The sequence below is a fragment of the Amorphoplanes digitatis genome, assembly GCF_014205335.1.
In the GTDB taxonomy this organism is placed as follows: Bacteria; Actinomycetota; Actinomycetes; order Mycobacteriales; family Micromonosporaceae; genus Actinoplanes; species Actinoplanes digitatus.
On sequence record NZ_JACHNH010000001.1, the window covers coordinates 6868929 to 6887338 of the forward strand.

The 18410-nt window shown below is 71.8% G+C and carries 15 protein-coding genes, 1 pseudogene and 1 riboswitch; of the genes and pseudogenes, 4 read left to right on the plus strand and 12 right to left on the minus strand.

Translation table 11 applies throughout. The annotated features are described in order from the left end of the window. Window positions 1-17 precede the first annotated feature (17 nt). The 8 genes from mraY to BJ971_RS30030 form a co-directional block, all read right to left on the minus strand. The gene (mraY, locus tag BJ971_RS29995; protein WP_184996516.1) at window positions 18-1121 is read right to left on the minus strand and encodes a phospho-N-acetylmuramoyl-pentapeptide-transferase; all 1104 of its coding nucleotides are present in this window, start codon (window positions 1119-1121) and stop codon (window positions 18-20) included. After that, window positions 1118-2515, minus strand: coding sequence for a UDP-N-acetylmuramoyl-tripeptide--D-alanyl-D-alanine ligase (locus BJ971_RS30000; protein WP_184996517.1), 1398 nt, complete (start codon window positions 2513-2515; stop codon window positions 1118-1120). Before BJ971_RS30000 ends, mraY begins: the two co-directional genes overlap by 4 nt. Beyond that, a complete protein-coding gene (locus BJ971_RS30005) occupies window positions 2512-4026 on the minus strand; it encodes a UDP-N-acetylmuramoyl-L-alanyl-D-glutamate--2,6-diaminopimelate ligase (protein ID WP_184996518.1) in 1515 nt (504 codons plus the stop codon). The genes BJ971_RS30000 and BJ971_RS30005 overlap by 4 nt, the downstream gene beginning before the upstream one ends. 54 nt (window positions 4027-4080) lie before the next feature. Then, on the minus strand, window positions 4081-6480 hold the full coding sequence (locus tag BJ971_RS30010; RefSeq protein ID WP_184996519.1) for a peptidoglycan D,D-transpeptidase FtsI family protein: 2400 nt from the start codon (window positions 6478-6480) through the stop codon (window positions 4081-4083). Window positions 6481-6483: 3 nt separating this feature from the next. Next, window positions 6484-7074 carry a cell division protein FtsL gene (gene ftsL / locus BJ971_RS30015; protein WP_184996520.1) on the minus strand — a complete coding sequence of 197 codons (591 nt, stop codon included), beginning with the start codon at window positions 7072-7074 and terminating at the stop codon, window positions 6484-6486. Next, window positions 7071-8138 carry a 16S rRNA (cytosine(1402)-N(4))-methyltransferase RsmH gene (gene rsmH / locus BJ971_RS30020; protein WP_184996521.1) on the minus strand — a complete coding sequence of 356 codons (1068 nt, stop codon included), beginning with the start codon at window positions 8136-8138 and terminating at the stop codon, window positions 7071-7073. The genes ftsL and rsmH overlap by 4 nt, the downstream gene beginning before the upstream one ends. Before the next feature lie 254 nt (window positions 8139-8392). Beyond that, a complete protein-coding gene (gene mraZ, locus BJ971_RS30025) occupies window positions 8393-8824 on the minus strand; it encodes a division/cell wall cluster transcriptional repressor MraZ (RefSeq protein ID WP_184996522.1) in 432 nt (143 codons plus the stop codon). Between the two features lie 421 nt (window positions 8825-9245). Continuing rightward, entirely contained in the window at window positions 9246-10019 is a 774-nt protein-coding gene (locus BJ971_RS30030) for a C40 family peptidase (RefSeq protein ID WP_184996523.1), read from the minus strand. Window positions 10020-10058: 39 nt separating this feature from the next. Next, window positions 10059-10244: riboswitch (cyclic di-AMP (ydaO/yuaA leader) on the minus strand. 454 nt (window positions 10245-10698) lie between these two features. Between BJ971_RS30030 and BJ971_RS30035 the strand changes: the two genes are divergently transcribed. From BJ971_RS30035 to BJ971_RS30050, 4 genes are all read left to right on the plus strand, one after another. Beyond that, entirely contained in the window at window positions 10699-11919 is a 1221-nt protein-coding gene (locus BJ971_RS30035) for a Mur ligase family protein (RefSeq protein ID WP_184999186.1), read from the plus strand. Next, a complete protein-coding gene (locus BJ971_RS30040; protein ID WP_184996524.1) occupies window positions 11909-12625 on the plus strand; it encodes a type 1 glutamine amidotransferase in 717 nt (238 codons plus the stop codon). Before BJ971_RS30035 ends, BJ971_RS30040 begins: the two co-directional genes overlap by 11 nt. 65 nt (window positions 12626-12690) lie before the next feature. Continuing rightward, window positions 12691-13449 (plus strand): TVP38/TMEM64 family protein, encoded by a 759-nt coding sequence (locus BJ971_RS30045; protein WP_184996525.1) that lies wholly within the window; start codon window positions 12691-12693, stop codon window positions 13447-13449. Between the two features lie 82 nt (window positions 13450-13531). Continuing rightward, on the plus strand, window positions 13532-13852 hold the full coding sequence (locus BJ971_RS30050) for a hypothetical protein (RefSeq protein ID WP_184996526.1): 321 nt from the start codon (window positions 13532-13534) through the stop codon (window positions 13850-13852). Window position 13853: 1 nt separating this feature from the next. Here BJ971_RS30050 and BJ971_RS30055 read toward each other — a convergent pair. The 4 genes and pseudogenes from BJ971_RS30055 to leuS all read right to left on the minus strand — a co-directional run. Further along, a pseudogene (locus BJ971_RS30055) lies at window positions 13854-14030 on the minus strand (haloacid dehalogenase); the annotation flags it as partial. 4 nt (window positions 14031-14034) lie between these two features. Beyond that, window positions 14035-14667 carry a hypothetical protein gene (locus BJ971_RS30060; RefSeq protein ID WP_184996527.1) on the minus strand — a complete coding sequence of 211 codons (633 nt, stop codon included), beginning with the start codon at window positions 14665-14667 and terminating at the stop codon, window positions 14035-14037. A 51-nt stretch (window positions 14668-14718) separates the two neighbouring features. Further along, window positions 14719-15261 carry a hypothetical protein gene (locus BJ971_RS30065; RefSeq protein ID WP_184996528.1) on the minus strand — a complete coding sequence of 181 codons (543 nt, stop codon included), beginning with the start codon at window positions 15259-15261 and terminating at the stop codon, window positions 14719-14721. A gap of 260 nt (window positions 15262-15521) precedes the next feature. Then, a complete protein-coding gene (gene leuS, locus BJ971_RS30070; protein WP_184996529.1) occupies window positions 15522-18335 on the minus strand; it encodes a leucine--tRNA ligase in 2814 nt (937 codons plus the stop codon). Window positions 18336-18410 lie beyond the last annotated feature (75 nt).

Here is an 18410-nt window from a genome sequence, read left to right on the forward strand (position 1 = left end):
GGCGTGTCGCGAGAGATCTATCCCATCACCGCGAGGAAGTCGCTGTAGAACAGGCCGAGGCCGATGGCGGTGCAGATGCCGGCGACGATCCAGAACCGGACCACGATGTTGACCTCGCTCCAGCCCGCCAGCTCGAAGTGGTGTTGCAGCGGCGACATCCGGAAGACCCGCTTGCCGGTGGTCTTGAACGAGATGATCTGAATGACCACCGACATCGTGATGATGACGAACAGGCCGCCGATGATGATCGACAGCAGCGTCGTGCGGGTCGCCATGGCGAGGCCGCCGATCAGGCCGCCGAGGCCCAGCGCGCCGGTGTCGCCCATGAAGATCCGGGCCGGCGACGTGTTCCACCAGAGGAAGCCGACGCAGGCGCCGGCCGCCGCGGCCGCGATCAGCGCCACCTCGAGCGGATCGCGCACCTGGTAGCAGTAGTCCGCGGTCCTGGCGTAGGTGTCGTCACCGCACCAGTGCCGGTACTGCCAGAAGCCGATCAGCGAGTAGGCGCCGAGCACCAGGATCGAGGCGCCGGTCGCCAGCCCGTCGAGGCCGTCGGTCAGGTTGACGCCGTTGGACATCGCCATGATGACGAAGACGAAGATCAGCACCGAGCCGACCTTGCCGACGTCGAGGAAGCTGATGTCGCGGATGAACGAGATGTGCTCGCTCGCCACGGTCTGCTTGTTGGTGCTCGGCACGTACAGGGCGGCGATGCCCAGGCCGCCGCCGACCAGTAGCTGGCCGAGCAGCTTGCCCTTCGCGCTCAGGCCGCCGGAGTGGCGCTTGCGGACCTTGAGGAAGTCGTCGAGGAAGCCGACCGCGCCGCAGAAGACGAAGAGCCCGAGCAGGACCAGCGCCGTCATCGTCGGCTGCACCTGGGCGATCTGCTCGGTCGGCAGCGTGGTCAGGGCGATGTGCCCGGCGACGTACGCCAGGACGGTCGCGACGATGAACGCCACGCCGCCCATCGTCGGCGTACCCTTCTTGCCCTGGTGGGAGGCGGGACCGAGCGTGCGGATCGGCTGCCCGGCCTTCAGCGCGGTGAACACGCGGATGGCGACCGGGGTGCCGAACAGCGAGATGATGAACGCGACCGCGGCCGCGACGATGACTGCCCTCACGGGCCTACCTCCTCGCCGGCCGCATCCGCGCGGAGCGCGTCGGCCACTTCCCACGTGCGGTACCGCGAACCCTTGACCAGCACCACGTCGCCCGGCCGCAGGTCGGCCCGCAGCACCGCGACGGCCTCGGCCTGATCGGCCGCGAGCACGGCCTCGCCCTTCCAGGCGGGCTCCGTTGCCGCGCCGGCGAGGATCGGGGCGGCGTTGCCGGCGACCGCGATCAGCCGGTCGACGCCGAGCACGGCCGCGAGCCGGCCGACCTCCTGGTGGCCGGCGGCGTCGTGCTCGCCGAGCTCGGCCATGTAGCCGAGCACGGCGACGGTGCGCCGCCCCTGCCCCAGCGCCGCGAGCGCGTGCAGCGCCGCGGCGGTCGACGACGGGTTCGCGTTGTAGGAGTCGTCGATGACCGTCACGCCGTCGGCCCGGTCGAAGACGTCCATCCGGCGGCCGGAGACGATGCCGACCTCGCCGAGCGCGGCGGCGACGGCGGCGGGCGCCATCCCGGCCTCGAGCGCGACGGCCGCGGCGGCGAGGGTGTTGCCGACCTGGTGGCGGCCGGTCACCGCCAGCCGCACCGGCGCCGACCCGGCGGGCGTGACAAGCGTGTACGCCGCCCGCCCGCGATCGTCCAGCGTCACGTCGACGGCCCGCACCGTTGCCTCGGCCGCCTCGCCCACCGACACGACCCGGGCCGATGTGCGTGCGGCCATCGCGGCGACCAGCGGGTCGTCGGCGTTGAGCACCGCGACGCCGTCCTCGCTCAGCGCCTCGACCAGCTCACCCTTGGCCCGCGCGGTGCCCTCGACCGAGCCGAACTCGCCGATGTGCGCGGCGCCGACGTTGAGCACCACGCCGATCCGCGGCCCGGCCATGTCGGTGAGGTAGCGGATGTGCCCGATCCCGCGGGCGCCCATCTCGAGCACCAGGAACCGGGTCGCGGTGGTCGCCTTCAGCACCGTGTAGGGGAAGCCGAGCTCGTTGTTGAGCGATCCGGCCGGCGCGACGGTCTCGCCGAGGCGGCCGAGCAGCTGCCCGATGTAGTCCTTTGTCGTGGTCTTGCCGGACGAGCCGGTCAGCCCGACGATGGTCAGCTCCGGCAGCCGGCTCACCACCACGCTCGCCAGCGCGGCCAGCGCGCGCAGCGGATCCTCGACGACGATGCCGGGCCGGCCCGTGTCCCGGGTGCCGAGCACCCCGGCCGCGCCGGCCTCGATCGCGGCGCCGGCGAAGTCGTGCCCGTCCACCTTCTCGCCGGCGAACGCCACGAAGAGCCCGCCGGGTAGCAGCGCACGGTTGTCGTACTCGACCGGCCCGGTGACCACCGCGGCCGGGTCGGCGTTGACGAGCCGCCCGCCGGTGATCGCGGCGATCTCGTCCAAAGTCATGCGGATCAAGCGGCACCGTCCGGGCGTGCGGCCAGCGCCGCGGTCAGCTCGATCCGGTCGTCGAACGGCAGCACCTGGCCGTTCACCTCCTGGCCACGCTCGTGTCCCTTGCCCAGCACGGCGACGACGTCACCGGGGCCGGCCAGCCGTACCGCCTCGTCGATGGCGGCACGGCGGCCCGCCACCTCGATGATCTTCGCCGGTCCGCCGGCGCCCTCGGCGCCCTGCCGGACCGCCGCGCGGATCCCGGCCGGGTCCTCGGTGCGCGGGTTGTCGTCGGTGACGATGACCAGGTCGCTGCCGCGGGCCGCGGCCGCACCCATCAGCGGGCGCTTGCCCGTGTCGCGGTCGCCGCCCGCGCCGATGACGCAGATCAGGCGGCCATGGCGGGCCGTGGCCAGCTCGCGCAGCGCGGCGAGGGCGGCGACGATCGCGTCCGGCTTGTGCGCGTAGTCGACGACGCCGAACACCTCGCCCGGCGAGTCGACCCGCTCGAGCCGGCCCGGCACGCCCTTGCAGGCGGCGATGCCGTCGGCGGCGACCTGCGGGTCGATGCCGGCGGCCGTCAGCGAGGCGAGGGCGAGCAGCGCGTTGGCGACGTTGTGCCGGCCGGGCAGCGCCACGCCCGCACGCACGGCGCCGCCGGGGCCGTGCGCGGTGAAGGTCTGTCCGAAGGCGTCGCCGGCGATGTCGCTCGCCGACCAGGTCGCGGACCGGTCGCCGGCCGCGGAGTAGGTGAGGGTGGCGGGCCGGCGCAGCGGCGCGAGCGCCGGCTCGTCGGCGTTGAGCACCTCGGCGCGGCAGCGGCCGTCGAAGAGCTTCGCCTTGGCCGCGAAGTAGTCCTCGGCGTCGGCGTGGAAGTCGAGGTGGTCGAGGCCGAAGTTGGTGTAGCCGCCGACGGCGAAGCGGACACCGCCGACGCGGCCCATTGCCAGCGCGTGGCTGGACACCTCCATCACGACCGCGGTGACACCGCGCTCGAGCGCGGCGGCCAGGATCGCGTGCAGGTCGGTGGCCTCGGGCGTGGTCCGCACGCTCCGCACGACCAGGTCGCCGAGGCGGGTCTCGACCGTGCCGATCAGGCCGGTGGTCAGCCCGGCGGCCCGCAGCCCCGACTCGACCAGGTACGCCGTCGAGGTCTTGCCCGCCGTACCGGTGAGGCCGATGACGGTGAGCCGCTCCGTGGGGTCGCCGTAGATCCGCGAGGCGGCCACGCCGAGCACCTCGCGGGGGTCGTCGGCGACGAGCACCGGCAGCCCGGCGGCGACGGCGGCGTCGCGGCCGGCGGGGTCGGTCAGCACGGCGACCGCGCCCGCCTCGGCGGCGGCCGCGACGAACTCGGCGCCGTGGCGCCGGGCGCCCGGCAGCGCGGCGTAGAGATCGCCGGGGCGGACCTCATTGCTGGCGTGGGTCACGCCGGTGACCTCGACGTCCCCGCCGGTCAGCCGAGCACCGATCAGGGCTGCGAGGTCGGCCAGTCCGCGGGGACGGACGGTCTGGGGACGGGGAATGCCGGACACGGCGTCAGACCCTACCCGGTGCCTGGGATCCGACTGCGAACGCCATCGGTGCGGCTACTGCTTGAGCTTGAAGGTCGGCGGATCGGTACCCGACGGCGGGACCAGGTGGTGCCGCAGCGCGGAGGCCATCATCTCGCTGAAGGCCGGCGCGGCCACGTCGCCGCCGGTGCCGTCGGGCACGTCGGCGAACACGCCGATCACGAAGCGCGGGTTGTCGGCCGGCGCCATGCCGATGAACGAGCCCGCGTTGTGCTTGGTGTACTGCCCCTCGACCAGCATCTTTCCGGTTCCGGTCTTGCCGGAGACCCGGTAGCCCGCGACCGCGGCCCGGCCGCCGGTGCCGCCCTTGGCATCGACGACGGACTCCATCATCGTGCGCAGCTGGCTCGCCACCTCGGGGCTGAGCACCTCACGGGTCACCGGCGGGGGCGCCGGGGTGACCGAGCCGTCCTTGCCCGAGATGGTGGCCTTGATGAGCCGCGGCTGGATGTAGGTGCCGTTGTTCGCGATCGCCGCGTAGCCGGCCGCCATCTGGATCAGCGTGGCGTCGACGCTCATGCCGATCGGCACCGAGCCCCACGCCGAGCCACTCCACTCGTCCGGGGTCAGCAACCGGCCGCCAGCCTCGCCCGGCATACCCTCGTTCGTGGCCTCGCCGAGGCCGAACCGGCGCTGGTACTCGTACAGCTTCTCCTTGCCCAGCTTCTGGGCGATGCGGATGGTGCCGATGTTCGACGAGTAGGCGAGCACGCCGGGGATGGTCAGCTTGGTGCCGGCCTCGAACCGGTGCGTGTCCGCGAACGGCTTGCCGCCCAGTATCAGCCCCGGGCCCACCGTGACGGTGGAGTCGGGCGTGATGACGCCCTCCTGGAGGGCGGCGCCGATGGTGAAGGCCTTGTGCGTCGAGCCCGGGTCGGCGATGACGCTGCTCGCGACGTCCTCGCGCTCGGTCGGCTTGAAGTCGAAGGGCTTCGCCGCGTTGTACGGCGGGTAGCTGGCCTGCGCCAGCACCTCGCCGTTGCGCACGTCGATGACGACCGCGGCGCCGATGGTGGCGTTCACCCGCTCCATCTGCCGGCTCAGGATGCGCTGCACCTCGAACTGGAGGTCGCGCTCGATGGTCAGCTGGATCGACGAACCGGGCGCGGCCGGCCGGTACGAGCTGTAGCCGCCCGGGATCTCCTTGGCCAGCATGCCCTTGTTGACGTCGGGGTTGCCGCGCTCGAAGACCCGCTTGCCGTCGGTGCCGCGCAGCAGGTCGTCGTAGCGGGCCTCGATGCCCTCCAGGCCGAAGTGGTCCTCGCCGGTGAAGCCGATCAGGTTCGCCGCCAGGTCGGCGCCGGGCACGTCGCGGCGCTCGTCGCGGTCGGAGCCGATGCCGGGCAGCTTCATGCCGGTGATCCGGTCCGCCACCGCGATGTCGACGCCGCGGGCGAGGTACTCGAAGCGGGACGCGCCGCCGCCGGGGCGCTTCTTCTTCGCCATCAGCGCGACCAGCCGCGACGACGGGACGCCGAGCAGCGGGGACAGCTTCGCCGCCGTGGTTGGCGCGTTCGTGACCAGCTCGGGGTCGGCGTAGATGTAGCGGGCCTCGACGCTGTGCGCGAGCACCGCGCCCGAGCTGTCCAGGATGCTGCCGCGCGGCGCGGGCAGCGTCACGTCGGTGAGCCGGTTCTGCCGCTGCTCCATCAGGCTCTGCGCGGACGCGGGCGTCTCGACGACCTGGAGCACGACCAGCCGTACCCCGATCGTCGCGAACAGCGCGAGCGCCAGCACGGTGCCGAGCCGCAGCCGCCGGGTGCTGTTGGCCAGCTTGGGCGGCTCGGCCGGCACCGGTGGCGCGGGCCGCCGCGAGGCGGGCCGGGCGGGCGGCGCGGCCTTCGCGGCGCGCCCGGCGGTGCCGCGCCGCGGCCCGGGCGGCGCGGCGACCTTACGCTCCCGGCCGGTACGCGCACCCGGCTCGGTACGGGCGGCGGCGCCCCTGCGCGGGTTCGCCGTCGAGCGGGTGCGTGCGGCGCCCGCCGTGGTCCGGCCCGGACGGCGCGGGGTGTCGTCCCACTCGTCGTCCTCGGCCGGCACCGCGCGGGTCGTACCGCGCGCGGTGCGGCCCTTGGGTTCGCGGGCGTCGCGCTCCTCGCGGCCGCGGCGCTGCGGTGGCGGCGGCGCCTCCTCCGGCTCGCGGCGGCGGGTCCGGGCGGGCCGGCCGCCGTCGAGGACCTGCAACGCCGGGCGGAACGGGTCGGTGTCCCGGGCGGCGCGCGGCGACCGGGTGCGCTGGTCGCCCTCGCGCACGGTCCGGCCCCGCGGCGTGTACGCGCGCGCGTCGCCGATGCCGCCGAAGCCGCGGGTCCGGTCGTCCTCGCGCCCGGAATCGTCGGCCTGCGGCAGGTCACGCGAAGCGCCGCGCCGGGGCTCCCGGCCCCGGCGCGGCGTCTCGTCGGCGCGCGGCGACATGCTCTACCGTCCGGTCGCCGAGGTGGCGGGATCCTGCGCCGTGACGGCCACGTCGCCGGTGGCCGGCTTCGGCACGCCGACGATCACGCCGTCCGGCAGCCGGATGTACGCCGGATTCTCGGCCTTGACCAGCCCCAGCCGGCGGGCGGCCGCGTCAAGGCTGCCCGGGCTGTTGTTGGCGGCGATCTCGTTCTCCAGCTCCTGCTGCCGGGTGTCCAGCTTCTTCTGCTGCTTCTGCAGCGTGTCGATGCGGAACGAGTTCTCCGCGGTCTTGGTGTTGATCAGCAGGATGCCGATCACACCGGCCACGACGACCGCGACCACGAGCGCGATGAACGGCGCCCGGGGCGCGTTGATCGGCGCCGGCGGCGCGACCCGCAGCCGGGGCGCCTCGACGTTGCCGCTCTGCTGCTCGGCCGCCAGCTTCAGCGCGGCGCTGCCCTGTGTGGCGCCGACCGTCGGGTGCTGACGCGCCCCCCGGCCGCCACCGCCCTTGGTGGTGCCCGTCGTCGCGGCGGCCGGCTTGCGCCGGTCCTTGCCAATCTGCTCCGCGGTCCGGCCCCCCGACCGCGGCGCAGTCCTGCGCTCGCTCAATGCCCCTCCCCCTCCTGGCGTGCCCCCGGGCGTTTCCGCCCTTGTCCCCCGTGCGCAGACATCCGGGGCCGTTCGCGGGCGGCACCCGATGCCTGGTCGTGCTTGTCGATCCGTTCCACCGCGCGCAGCTTCACCGAGGCCGCCCGCGGGTTCTCCGCCACTTCCTGCTCGCTCGGCGGCTCCGACCCGCGGGTCAGCAGCCGCACCGAAGGACCCGTGCCGGGCAGTTCGACCGGCAGCTCGATCGGCCCCGTGCTGCGTGCCCTCTCGGCGAAGGCGCGCTTGACGATCCGGTCCTCCAGCGATTGGTACGACATCACGACAAGCCGCCCCTTCGGGGCCAGCAGGTCCAGCGCGGCCGGCACGGCGGCCTCCACCGCCGCGAGCTCCGCATTTACCTCGATGCGTAACGCCTGAAACGTTCTTTTCGCGGGATTCCCACCCGTACGCCGCCCGGCGGCCGGGATGGCGTCCTTGACCAGCTCCGCCAGGTGCGCCGAGGAGACGATGCGCGCCTTCGCCCGCTCCCGGACAATCGCCGAGACGACCCGGGGCGCGAACTTCTCCTCGCCGTAGACCCGCAGGATGCGGACGAGCTCGCCCGGCTCGTAGCCGTTGACGACCTCCTCCGCGGTGATGCCCCGCGACTGGTCCATCCGCATGTCCAGCGGCGCGTCCCGCGAGTAGGCGAAGCCCCGGTCCGGCTCGTCGAGTTGCAGCGAGGAGACGCCGAGATCGAACAGCCCACTGTGGAACGCCGGCCGGCCGAGCCCCGCGAGCACCTCCGGCAGCTCGTCGTAGACCGCGTGCACGAAGTGCACCCGGTCGCCGAAGCGGGCCAGCCGGTGCCGGGAGTGCGCGAGCGCCTCGGTGTCCCGGTCGAGTCCGATGAGGACCACGTCCGGGTGCCGCTCCAGCACGGCCTCGGCGTGCCCGCCCAGGCCCAGCGTGAAGTCGACGTGCACGGCGCCCGGCAGAGCGAGGGCCGGGGCGAGCAGCTCGAGGCAGCGCTCGAGCAGCACCGGCACGTGCGTGCCGCGAAGCTCCCCCATGACGACCCCCATTGCCCGCTCTTTCCGCGCTCACCCGGCCTTACCCGATACCGGCCGCCCCTACCGGGGCGTTCGGCGCCTACGTGCCCGGTCGTCCGTCCGTACCGCCAGATCCCCATCCGCTCGTGCCCGTTGCCTTCGGGCGCGCCCGACCGGACACACGCCTGGCGCCGGGGAAGAGGCGCCAGGAGCGGGAGCGGCTGGAGATCTCGCAGTACGGCCGAGGCGACGTCCGGACCGTGTCGGCGGCCCACAGGTGCCACGCCTCACAGTCCGCCGGGCAGCACCCCCTCCTCGATGTCGGCGAACTCGTCCTCGCTCGCCGAGAGGTACTGCTCCCAGGACTGCTTGTCCCAGATCTCCACCCGGGTGCTCGCGCCGATCACGACCAACTCGCGGTCGAGCGCCGCATAACCCCGCAGGTGTGCCGGGATGGTGACCCGGCCCTGCTTGTCGGGGATCTCGTCGTGCGCACTGGCGAAGAACACCCGGCTGTAGGCCCGGGCCGCCTTGTTGGTGACCGGTGCCTCACGCAGCTGGCCCGCGATGCGCTGGAACTCAGGCATCGGGAAGACGTAAAGGCAACGCTCCTGCCCCTTGGTGATCACGACACCTCCCGCCAGCTCGTCGCGGAACCTCGCCGGAAGGATCAACCGTCCCTTGTCGTCGAGGCGCGGGGTGTGCGTGCCGAGAAACATCGGCCCAACCCCCTGCCCCTGGGCGGTTTCGCGGACCGCCTGTCGTCTGGGCCGGCAACCCCTTCGGAGTCAGCTCCTCAGGCCCTGCCACTGCGCTCCACTCTACTCCACTTCCCTCCACCCGCAACCAGAATGACGCGGCCTGCGAGTCAGATTCGCAGATGAATGCGCACGTCAGAGCCGGTGGCGGCGAAGTGGAGGGGTTAGGCCTCCTTGCCATGGTCCACTTTCCGACATGCCGCCCACGCGGGCACGAAAGTCCCCCGAAATCGGGCTTTCGGGAAGGGGCAGCCGCCCTTCGACGCTCGGGTGGGGAGCAAAGTGGAGGCCGCGCACGACAGTGGGGCGCGACCCGAACCGGGTCGCGCCCCACTGAACTGTCCTACTGCTTCTTACCGGTGCCGCACTGTTCTTACTAGTGTCACGCGGCGACGAGGCGCCGGACGACGTAGTTCTTGCTCCAGATCTTGTGCTTGCCCACCCGGGCGCCCGAGTGCGGCGAGTCCCACATGTAGCCGCCGCCCGCGTAGATGCCGGCGTGCGTGCCGTACGAGCCGGACCGGACCACGATGAGGTCGCCGATCCGCTTGTTGCTCTTGCTGATCTTCTTGCCGTGCTTCTGCTGCGCGTTCGCCTTGTGCGGGAGCTTCTTGCCCGTCGTCTTGCGGAAGACGTACTGGGTGTAGCCGGAGCAGTCGAAGCGCTTGGGGCCCGCGGCGCCGAACTTGTAGAGCGCGCCCTTGTGCCGCTTCGCCTCGGCGAGGATCTTCGCGCCGCTGCTGCGCACGGTGACCTTGATGCCCGGGCTGGTCACCGAGTTGATGCCGCTGGCACCGGTGTACTGCGTCCGGAAGTAGCCGGTGATGTGCGGCTCGGCGGACAGGGTCACCGTCCCCTTGGCGGACAGCTTGCGGGTCACCCAGGTGCGCCACTTGCCGTTCCGCTTGGCTTGCAGGCGGACCGAGCCCTTGGTGACCACGTCGCCGGTCTTCGGGTCGATCACCTTGGCGGTCACCTTGACCGTCTTGCCCCACGCGATGGAGCGGGCCGCGGAGTTCGAGATCTTCGGCTTGATCGCCGATGCCGCGGCCGCCGCCTCGACGACGGGAGCGGCGGACGCCGCCGGTGTGGCGACCAGCTGGCCGGCACAGAGGCAGAGACCCAGGGACAGTGCGATGGTGCCGGTTCCGGCCATGCGGCGGTTCCGGCTCGAACTGCGTTCGTGCACGGTAGAGAATTCCCTCCGGCACGCCTGCGAGGTTAGCTGTCGGGTTCGGGCGGGAAGGTTGCCCGGTCGCCGCTGGCGACTTCACCCCAAGGTCCGGGCGGTACGCGCCGCCGAAGCGACGTGACCGCCGGTGGACCGGATCTGGGTCCCCCGTCCCTGCCCCCAACTGCCTTTTGTTGGTGTAGCTACCTCAACGGTCATGCCGCCCGGACCGGGGCAGGGCTCGGCGTGGTCCGACGCGACACGAACGGCGAGCGAATGCTCACCGGCCCAACCTTGCTACCTGATTTCCGCCGGGACCGTCGGACCCCAGTTGGTCACTCAGAGTATTTGGCACATCGGACTCTGTCCGGTTTGTAACCGGGCCGTGACAAATGCCGTCACGAGACGTAGTGGATCACTTACCCTGCGCCGAAAGTAACGGGTGAAACACGACACATAAAAAGCCGCACCTCGGTGGATCATGGACTTTCGCAAGATCGGGAGAATGTCGGCCTAAACGCCCCCACCGGCCTAAACGCGGCACCGAGCGGCGGGGTGGAGATCATCCGTTCGGCCGACCCCGGCCCACCGCAGGCCACGGACCCCGGGGCCACTCGACGTAGTGTCCGTTTCCGGTACCCTCGCAGCCGTGACGGACGGGAAATTGCCCCTACGGGCCAAGGTCGCGACTTCGGTGTCGCGAACCGCTGCGGCGCTCTCACGCGCCGCGGGACGCGGTGACGGCTCGGTGATCGGCGGGTGGATCGGCCTCAAGATCGATCCTGACCTGCTCAGGAACCTCGCCTCGGGCCGCGCGATCGCGCTGGTGTCGGGCACCAACGGCAAGACGACCACGACCCGGTTCGCCGCGGCCGCGGTCGGCGTGCTCGGCCCGGTCGCCACCAACTCGTTCGGCGCCAACATGCCGACCGGGCACACCTCGGCCCTGGCCAAGGCCGGCGCAACCCCGTTCGCGGTGCTCGAGGTCGACGAGCACTACCTCGCCCGGGTGATCGACGAGACCACCCCGCGTGTGGTCGCCTTGCTGAACCTGTCCCGCGACCAGCTCGACCGGGCGAAGGAGGTGGCGATGATGGCGCAGATGTGGCGCACGGCCCTTGCGGCCCACCCCGACGTGCACGTGGTCGCCAACGCCGACGACCCGATGGTCGTCTGGGCCGCGATCGACACCCAGCAGGTCGTCTGGTTCAGCGCCGGGCAGCGCTGGCACGACGACTCGTTCGTCTGCCCCGAGTGCGGCTCGCCCATCGAGCGCGCCGACGGCGACTGGTGGTGCAGCGGCTGCCCGCTGCGCCGCCCGCGGGCGCAGTGGACCGTGGAGGACGACGGCGTCGTCGATCCGAACGGCGACTGGCACCTGATCAAGCTCCAGCTGCCGGGCCAGGTCAACCTCGGCAACGCGGCCACCGCGCTGGCCGTCGCCGCCGAGTTCGGCATCCGGCCGATCGAGGCCGCACCACGGCTCGCCGGCGTGGCCTCGGTGGCCGGCCGCTACGCGCAGGTCGACCGCGACGGGCGCAACATCCGGCTGCTGCTGGCGAAGAACCCGGCAAGCTGGCTGGAGGCCTTCGACATGGCCGAGGTGGCGCCGACGCTGCTCTCCATCAACGCCCGCGACCCCGACGGCTTCGACACGTCGTGGCTCTACGACGTCGACTTCTCCCCCCTGCGCGGGCGGCAGGTCCTGATCACCGGCGACCGCGCCTACGACCTCGCCGTTCGGCTGGAAGTGAACGATGTGGCCTTCCGGCACGTGCATACCTTCGACGAGGCGGTACGGGCGAGCCCGCCGGGCCGCCTCGAGGTGATCGCGAACTACACCGCGTTCCAGGACATCCGAGCGGAGTTGGACCGTGTCAACTGAGAGCACGCTGCGGATCGTCTGGATCTACCCCGACCTGCTGTCGACGTACGGCGACCGGGGCAACATGCTGATCCTGCGCCGCCGGGCGGCCCTGCGCGGCATCCCGGTGGAGACCTACGAGGTCCGCTCCGACCAGGCGCTGCCCACCACCGCCGACATCTACCTGATCGGCGGCGGCGAGGACGGGCCGCAGGCGCTCGCGGCGCAGCGGCTGATCGCCGACGGCGGCCTACACCGGGCCGTGCACCAGGGCGCGGCCGTGCTGGCCGTCTGCGCGGGTTACCAGCTCTTCGGCGGCTCGTTCTACGCGAAGGGCACCAAATGCGCCGGACTGGACCTGCTCGACCTCACCTCCGACCGGGGCGAGACCCGCGCGGTCGGTGAGGTTCGCGGCGACATCGACCCGCGGCTGGGCCTGCCCCCGCTGACCGGCTTCGAGAACCACGGCGGCCGGACCCTGCTGGGGCCCGGCGTCGCGCCGCTCGCCCGGGTGACCGCCGGCGTCGGCAACGACGGCCAGACCGAGGGCGCCTGGCACGGGAAGATCCTCGGCACCTACGCGCACGGCCCCGCGCTGGCTCGCAACCCAGCTATAGCCGATCTGCTACTGCGCTGGGCGATCGGCGCGGATAGCCTTCAACCGCTCGACGACTCCTGGGCCGATCGGCTACGAGGCGAGCGGCTCGCCGCGGCGGGCGCCGTATGACCGACTGAACGCCTGACCGGTACGACCTGTCCTGGACCGACGAGAAGTTGGGGCGGTACGCCTGCATGACTGACACCCTGATCGCCCCGCGGGGCATCGAAAACCCCGCCACGGACCCTCAGGCCAGCGCGCAGCACCAGGACACCCCCATCGGCTGGCGCCGGCGGCTCGTCCGTTTCGGCATCCTCGGGACGGCGGTGGCGTCCCTCGGTGTCGCCGCCGCGGTCCTGCCCCTGCACGCCATCGCGGACTCGGTCGTCGCCATCGGCCCCGCGGCCGCCGTGGCGATCGCCGTGGTCGGCGGCCTCCTGCTCTCGGTGCTCGTGCCACGCACGGCGATCACCCTCGCCTGCGGCGCCCTGCTCGGCCCGGCGACGGGCGCGGTGACCGCGCTGGCCGCGGCCGTCATCGCCGGCGTCGCCACCTACTACCTGGGCCGCTGGGCCGGCCGGGGCGCACTCCGCGCGCGGGCCGGCGGCCGCCTCGACCGCCTCGACGGCTGGCTGAACCGCCGCGGCCTCGCCGCAGTGCTGCTGGTCCGCTTCCTGCCCCTCGCGCCCTACGGCCTGATCGGCTACGCGTACGGCACCACGTCGGTCTGCCGCGTGCGCTACCTGCTCGGCACCACGCTGGCCGCGGTACCGTCCGCGGTCTCGTACGCGGTGATCGGCGCGGCCGTCACCTCACCGGGCTCGATGAACCCGCTCACGCTCGCCCCCGCCGCGATCGGCATGGGCCTGACCACCGCGATCGTCCTCCGCTGGCGCCTCGCCGCCCGCCGAGACGCCGCCGCGGCAGCAGCCCTGGCCGCACCCGCCGCCTGACCCGCAGTCCCCCGCACATCCCGCCGGACAACCCGGCACAGGCCGGCGTTCCGTCGGGCCGGAGCCTTCACCGCTTCGGCGGGTGTTGGCGCAGGGCAGCCACCCGGACCAGCGCCTCGCGTTCGGGGCCTTGGAGGCACTGACCGCCGACGAGGGCAAACAGCGCACGGTCATCCTCGGCGACCTGGCCGCCGTCGAGGTCGCCCGCAAGCACCCCGACGAAGCCTGCGCCCACGCTCAAGCAGCGCTCGATCAGCTCGGGATCACCTGGTACGCCACGGGCATGGAACGCATCCGGGAAGTCCGGCACGGCCTGCAACCATGGGCCGGCACCGAGTGTGTCCGCCAGCTGGATGACCGGCTCTACGGCTGGCAGACCACCCTCAGCGCGCTTCGTTGTTGAACGCCGCGGCCCGCTTCTCCCGCTCTTCGGTCAGATCGAAGCCGGGCCGGAACACCTGAAACGTCTCGCGGTAGTCCTGACCGCGCGCGATGACCGCGCCGAAGACGGCCGAGAAGGTGTGTCGAGGGACCCCGAGCCAGTCCGCCCAGGTCCCGTACTCCCTGGCTTCGTTCACCAGGCACTCATGGCGCCGAGCCCAATCGCTGGGCGGGCACCCCCGGTTGTGCGGCTTCGTCGCGGGTAGTGGGCCGGGTCGCGGTGAAACCGGTGGCTCCGATCGTCAGGTACACCGCTGCGAACAGCCAGAAGGCGGCGAACAGGAAGCCTTGATCGCGGACCGCGAGGATCATGACCGATGCGCCGGCCAGCGCGGTCAGGGCGTATCCCGTCCGGATGCCGAAGGCGCACAGCGCCGCAACCACGAGCGGCCCGGCGACCCACAGCGCCACGCCGGCCCAGTAGATGTCGAACTTGCCGGTCGCGAACGCGGATATCAGCAGCAGTGCGGGCAGAGCGATGACTGCGGCTGCGGCGAGGTGCCATGAGCGGGTGGCGACGCGGCCGATGCCGCGGCGCAGCACCCAGGGCACGATCGTGGCCGCCCAGAGCTGGAGCGCGACTGGGAGGTAGTACAGACCGAGGTCGCCTGGGACGAAGGTGAACCCGGTGAGCATCGTCGCGACGGCGGCTCCGGCCCAACTTCGGGCCTTGGCGGGCAGCGCGAGTGGTGTGGCCGCGGCGAGTGGCGGCAGCAGGGTGAGCATCGCCGGAGTCGTGGACGGAATCTGGAAGCTCACGTACGCGGCGATCAGCACGGCGATCGTGCGCAGGGTTCGGTCAGCCCGCTCGGCGTCCGACATCGGGGATCAGAACTCCGCGGGCGCGGTGGCTGCCGCGATGACCGAGCCGTCCGCGGTGGTCGCCGTGAGCTGGGCGCCTTGGACAGAGTCGTCGACCGTCCAGATGACGAATACGTCGCCGTCGTGCGAGCCGGTGACGATCCGGCCCGACGCCAGGCGGGCGCGGATCGTCGTCGTCCCCGTGGGCACCCGTCCGACCACCAGGTTGGACTTCATCACGGTGTCTTCAGCGCCGAACAGCTGGATACGGTCTTTCGCACCCGGCTCCATCGCGGTTCCCAGGTACTGTGCCCCGGGTGGATCGTTGCGGCAGACGGCCATCCAGTTGTCGGGCTCGGAGACGTAGACCCGCGCCTGGTAGTAACCGTCTCGTGCCGCGAATCGCAGTTCCGGCTCAGCGGTCAGGTGTGAGTCGAGTTCGGTGTAGAGCTCCCGGCATTCCGCGGCTGTCGCCTCTTCGGTCACCGGCCGGAACGCGGCTTCGGCGGCGTAGCCGTCGAGCCAGCTCAGCACGGCGGCAACCGCCAGCAGGGGAACCACGATCACCATCGCCGCGACTACCCGTCGGCGTGTGCTGTCAGGAACCGGGACGGTCGGGGCGGGGATCGACGATGGCAAGGTTGCTCCGTGTGATGGTGGAGCGGCCAGCGTAGTGATCTTGCGGCACCGCGGTCATCCGGTGAGCTGGCAGTTCGCTGCTCTTATCGGGCGGATGCCGTGGCACTTTCGGTACGTGTCCGGTGGCGAAGGCGCCATGAAAACGGCCCGCCGCGAGTGGTTCGCGGCGGGCCGTCCGGAGATGACCCGGGTCAGACGACGATGCTGACCAGCCGGCCCGGAACCACGATCACCTTGCGCGGCTCCCGTCCGGCCAGTGCTTCGGCGACCTCGGCCAGCGCAGCCGCGCGTACGGAATCTTCGGTTGTGTCGGGCGCTACCTCGACCCGGCCGCGGACCTTGCCGTTCACCTGGATGGGGTAGGTGATCGACTCCGCGACCAGCAGGGCGGGATCCGCCACCGGGAAGTCCGCGTAGGCCAGGGTGTCGTCGTGGCCCAGCTTGCGCCACAGCTCCTCGGCCAGGTGCGGCGCGAACGGCGACATCATCAGCACCAGCGGCTCGATCGCCTCGCGCGACGCCGTCGCCAGCGGCGTCAGCGTGTTGGTCAGCTCGATCAGCTTCGCGATCGCGGTGTTGAAGCGCAGTTCGTCCATGTCGCCGCGGACGCCGTCGATGGTCCGGTGCAGGGCGCGCCGGGTCTTGACGTCCAGCGGGTCGTCGGTGACCCGGATCGCGCCGGTCGTCTCGTCCACGACCAGGCGCCAGACCCGCTGCAGGAAGCGCTGCGAGCCGACGACCGCGCGGGTCTCCCACGGGCGCGAGACGTCCAGCGGGCCCATCGCCATCTCGTACACCCGGAACGTGTCGGCGCCGTACTGCTCGCACATGTCGTCCGGGGTGACGACGTTCTTCAGCGACTTGCCCATCTTGCCGTACTCGCGGTGGACCTCCTGGTCGCCGTGGAACCACTTGCCGTCGCGCTCGACGACCTCCTCGGCGGCCACGATGACGCCGCGCGCGTCGCGGAACGCGTACGCCTGGATGTAGCCCTGGTTGAACAGCTTGCGGAACGGCTCGAACGACGAGACGTGGCCCAGGTCGAACAGCACCTTGTGCCAGAAGCGCGCGTACAGCAGGTGCAGCACGGCGTGCTCGACGCCGCCGACGTACAGGTCGACGCCGCCCGGGTCGCCGGCCCGCTGCGGGCCCATCCAGTAGGCCTCGTTCTCCGGGTCGACCAGCACCTTGTCGTTGTGCGGGTCCAGGTAGCGCAGCTCGTACCAGCAGGAGCCGGCCCACTGCGGCATCGTGTTGGTCTCGCGGACGTACCGCTTCGGGCCGTCGCCCAGGTCCAGCTCGACGTTGACCCAGTCCTTCTTGCGCGACAGCGGCGTCTCCGGCTCGCTCGCGGCGTCCTGCGGGTCGAAGGTACGCGGCGAGAAGTCGTCGACGTCCGGCAGTTCGACGGGCAGCATCGAGTCGGGCAGCGCGATCGGCAGGCCGGTCTCGTCGTAGACGATCGGGAACGGCTCGCCCCAGTAGCGCTGCCGGCTGAACAGCCAGTCCCGCAGCCGGAACGTCGTCGCGCCGCGGCCGTGGCCCTTCTCCTCCAGCCAGGAGATCATCGACGCCTTCGCGTCGACGACACTCATGCCGTTCAGCCAGTCGCTGTTGACCGCGGGTCCCTCGCCGGTGAACGCGCCCTCGAAATCGGCCGGCGCCTGCACCGTACGGATGATCGGCAGGTCGAAGACCTCGGCGAACGCCCAGTCCCGCTCGTCCTGGCCGGGCACCGCCATGATCGCGCCGGTGCCGTAGCCGGCCAGCACGTAGTCGGCGATGAAGACCGGGATGCTCGCGCCGTTTGCCGGGTTTGTCGCGTACGCGCCGGTGAAGACGCCCGTCTTGACCTTGGCGTCGGCGGTGCGCTCCTGCTCGGTCTTCGCGGCGGCCTCGGCCCGGTACGCGGCGACGGCCGCGCCCGGCGTGGCGTGCCCGCCGGTCCAGGCGTCCTTGGTGCCCTCGGGCCAGGCCGCCGGCACCAGCGAGTCGACCAGGGAGTGCTCGGGCGCCAGCACCATGTAGGTCGCGCCGAACAGGGTGTCGGGCCGGGTGGTGAAGACCGAGATCTCGAAGCCGTCGATCGGGAAGTCGACGTGCGCACCGCGGGAGCGACCGATCCAGTTTCGCTGCATCAGCTTGACCGGCTCCGGCCAGTCCAGGCTGTCCAGGTCCTCGACCAGGCGGTCGCCGTACGCGGTGATCCGCATCTTCCACTGCTTCAGGCTGCGCTGGAAGACCGGGAAGTTGCCCCGCTCGCTGCGGCCCTCGGGGGTGACCTCCTCGTTGGCCAGCACCGTGCCCAGCCCGGGGCACCAGTTGACCGGGGCCTCACTGACGTAGGCCAGCCGGTGGTCGTTGATCGTCGCGCGCCGCTCGGTGTGCGACAGGTCCGCCCAGGACCGGCCGTCGACCTTGCGGGTGCCCGCGACGAACTCGTCGACCAGCGTGGAGATCGGGCGCGCCTTGCGCAGCGACGGGTCGAACCAGGAGTTGAAGATCTGCAGGAAGATCCACTGGGTCCACCGGTAGTACGCCGGGTCCGTGGTGGAGACCGAGCGGCGGTCGTCGTAGGCCAGGCCCAGCCGGCGCAGCTGGCCGCGGTAGCGCTCGACGTTCGCCTCGGTCGTGGTGCGCGGGTGGGTGCCGGTCTGCACCGCGTACTGCTCGGCGGGCAGCCCGAACGCGTCGAAGCCCATCGGGTGCAGGACGTTGAAGCCCGCCATCCGCTGGTAGCGGGTGTATGAGTCCGTGCCGATGTAGCCCAGCGGGTGCCCGACGTGCAGTCCGGCGCCGGACGGGTAGGGGAACATGTCCTGTACGTGCAGTTTCGGCGCGCCCGCGCGGGGGTGGGCGGCGTCGGCCAGCTCACCGGTCGGGTTCGGCGCGTAGAACGTGCCGTTGTCGGCCCAGAAGGCCTGCCAGCGTGGCTCGATCTCCGCGGCCATCGCCGCCGTGTATCGGTACGGCGGGACGTCCGCGTTGGTCTCGGACTCGCTCATCGTCACCATCTCGTTCTGTGAGGTCAGTCGACAGGGTCGCCTGCTTCAGGGCATAAAAAAGCCCCTCTCGCAGGA

What these genes read in the sequence shown, in the direction of transcription:
- BJ971_RS30045 (WP_184996525.1), top strand. Translation starts at nt 12,691, where the DNA reads ATGACTGACACCCTGATCGCCCCGCGGGGCATCGAAAACCCCGCCACG.
- BJ971_RS30065 (WP_184996528.1), bottom strand. Translation starts at nt 15,261, where the DNA reads ATGGTGATCGTGGTTCCCCTGCTGGCGGTTGCCGCCGTGCTGAGCTGG.
- mraZ (WP_184996522.1), bottom strand. Translation starts at nt 8,824, where the DNA reads ATGTTTCTCGGCACGCACACCCCGCGCCTCGACGACAAGGGACGGTTG.
- leuS (WP_184996529.1), bottom strand. Translation starts at nt 18,335, where the DNA reads ATGAGCGAGTCCGAGACCAACGCGGACGTCCCGCCGTACCGATACACG.
- BJ971_RS30030 (WP_184996523.1), bottom strand. Translation starts at nt 10,019, where the DNA reads ATGGCCGGAACCGGCACCATCGCACTGTCCCTGGGTCTCTGCCTCTGT.
- rsmH (WP_184996521.1), bottom strand. Translation starts at nt 8,138, where the DNA reads ATGGGGGTCGTCATGGGGGAGCTTCGCGGCACGCACGTGCCGGTGCTG.
- BJ971_RS30010 (WP_184996519.1), bottom strand. Translation starts at nt 6,480, where the DNA reads ATGTCGCCGCGCGCCGACGAGACGCCGCGCCGGGGCCGGGAGCCCCGG.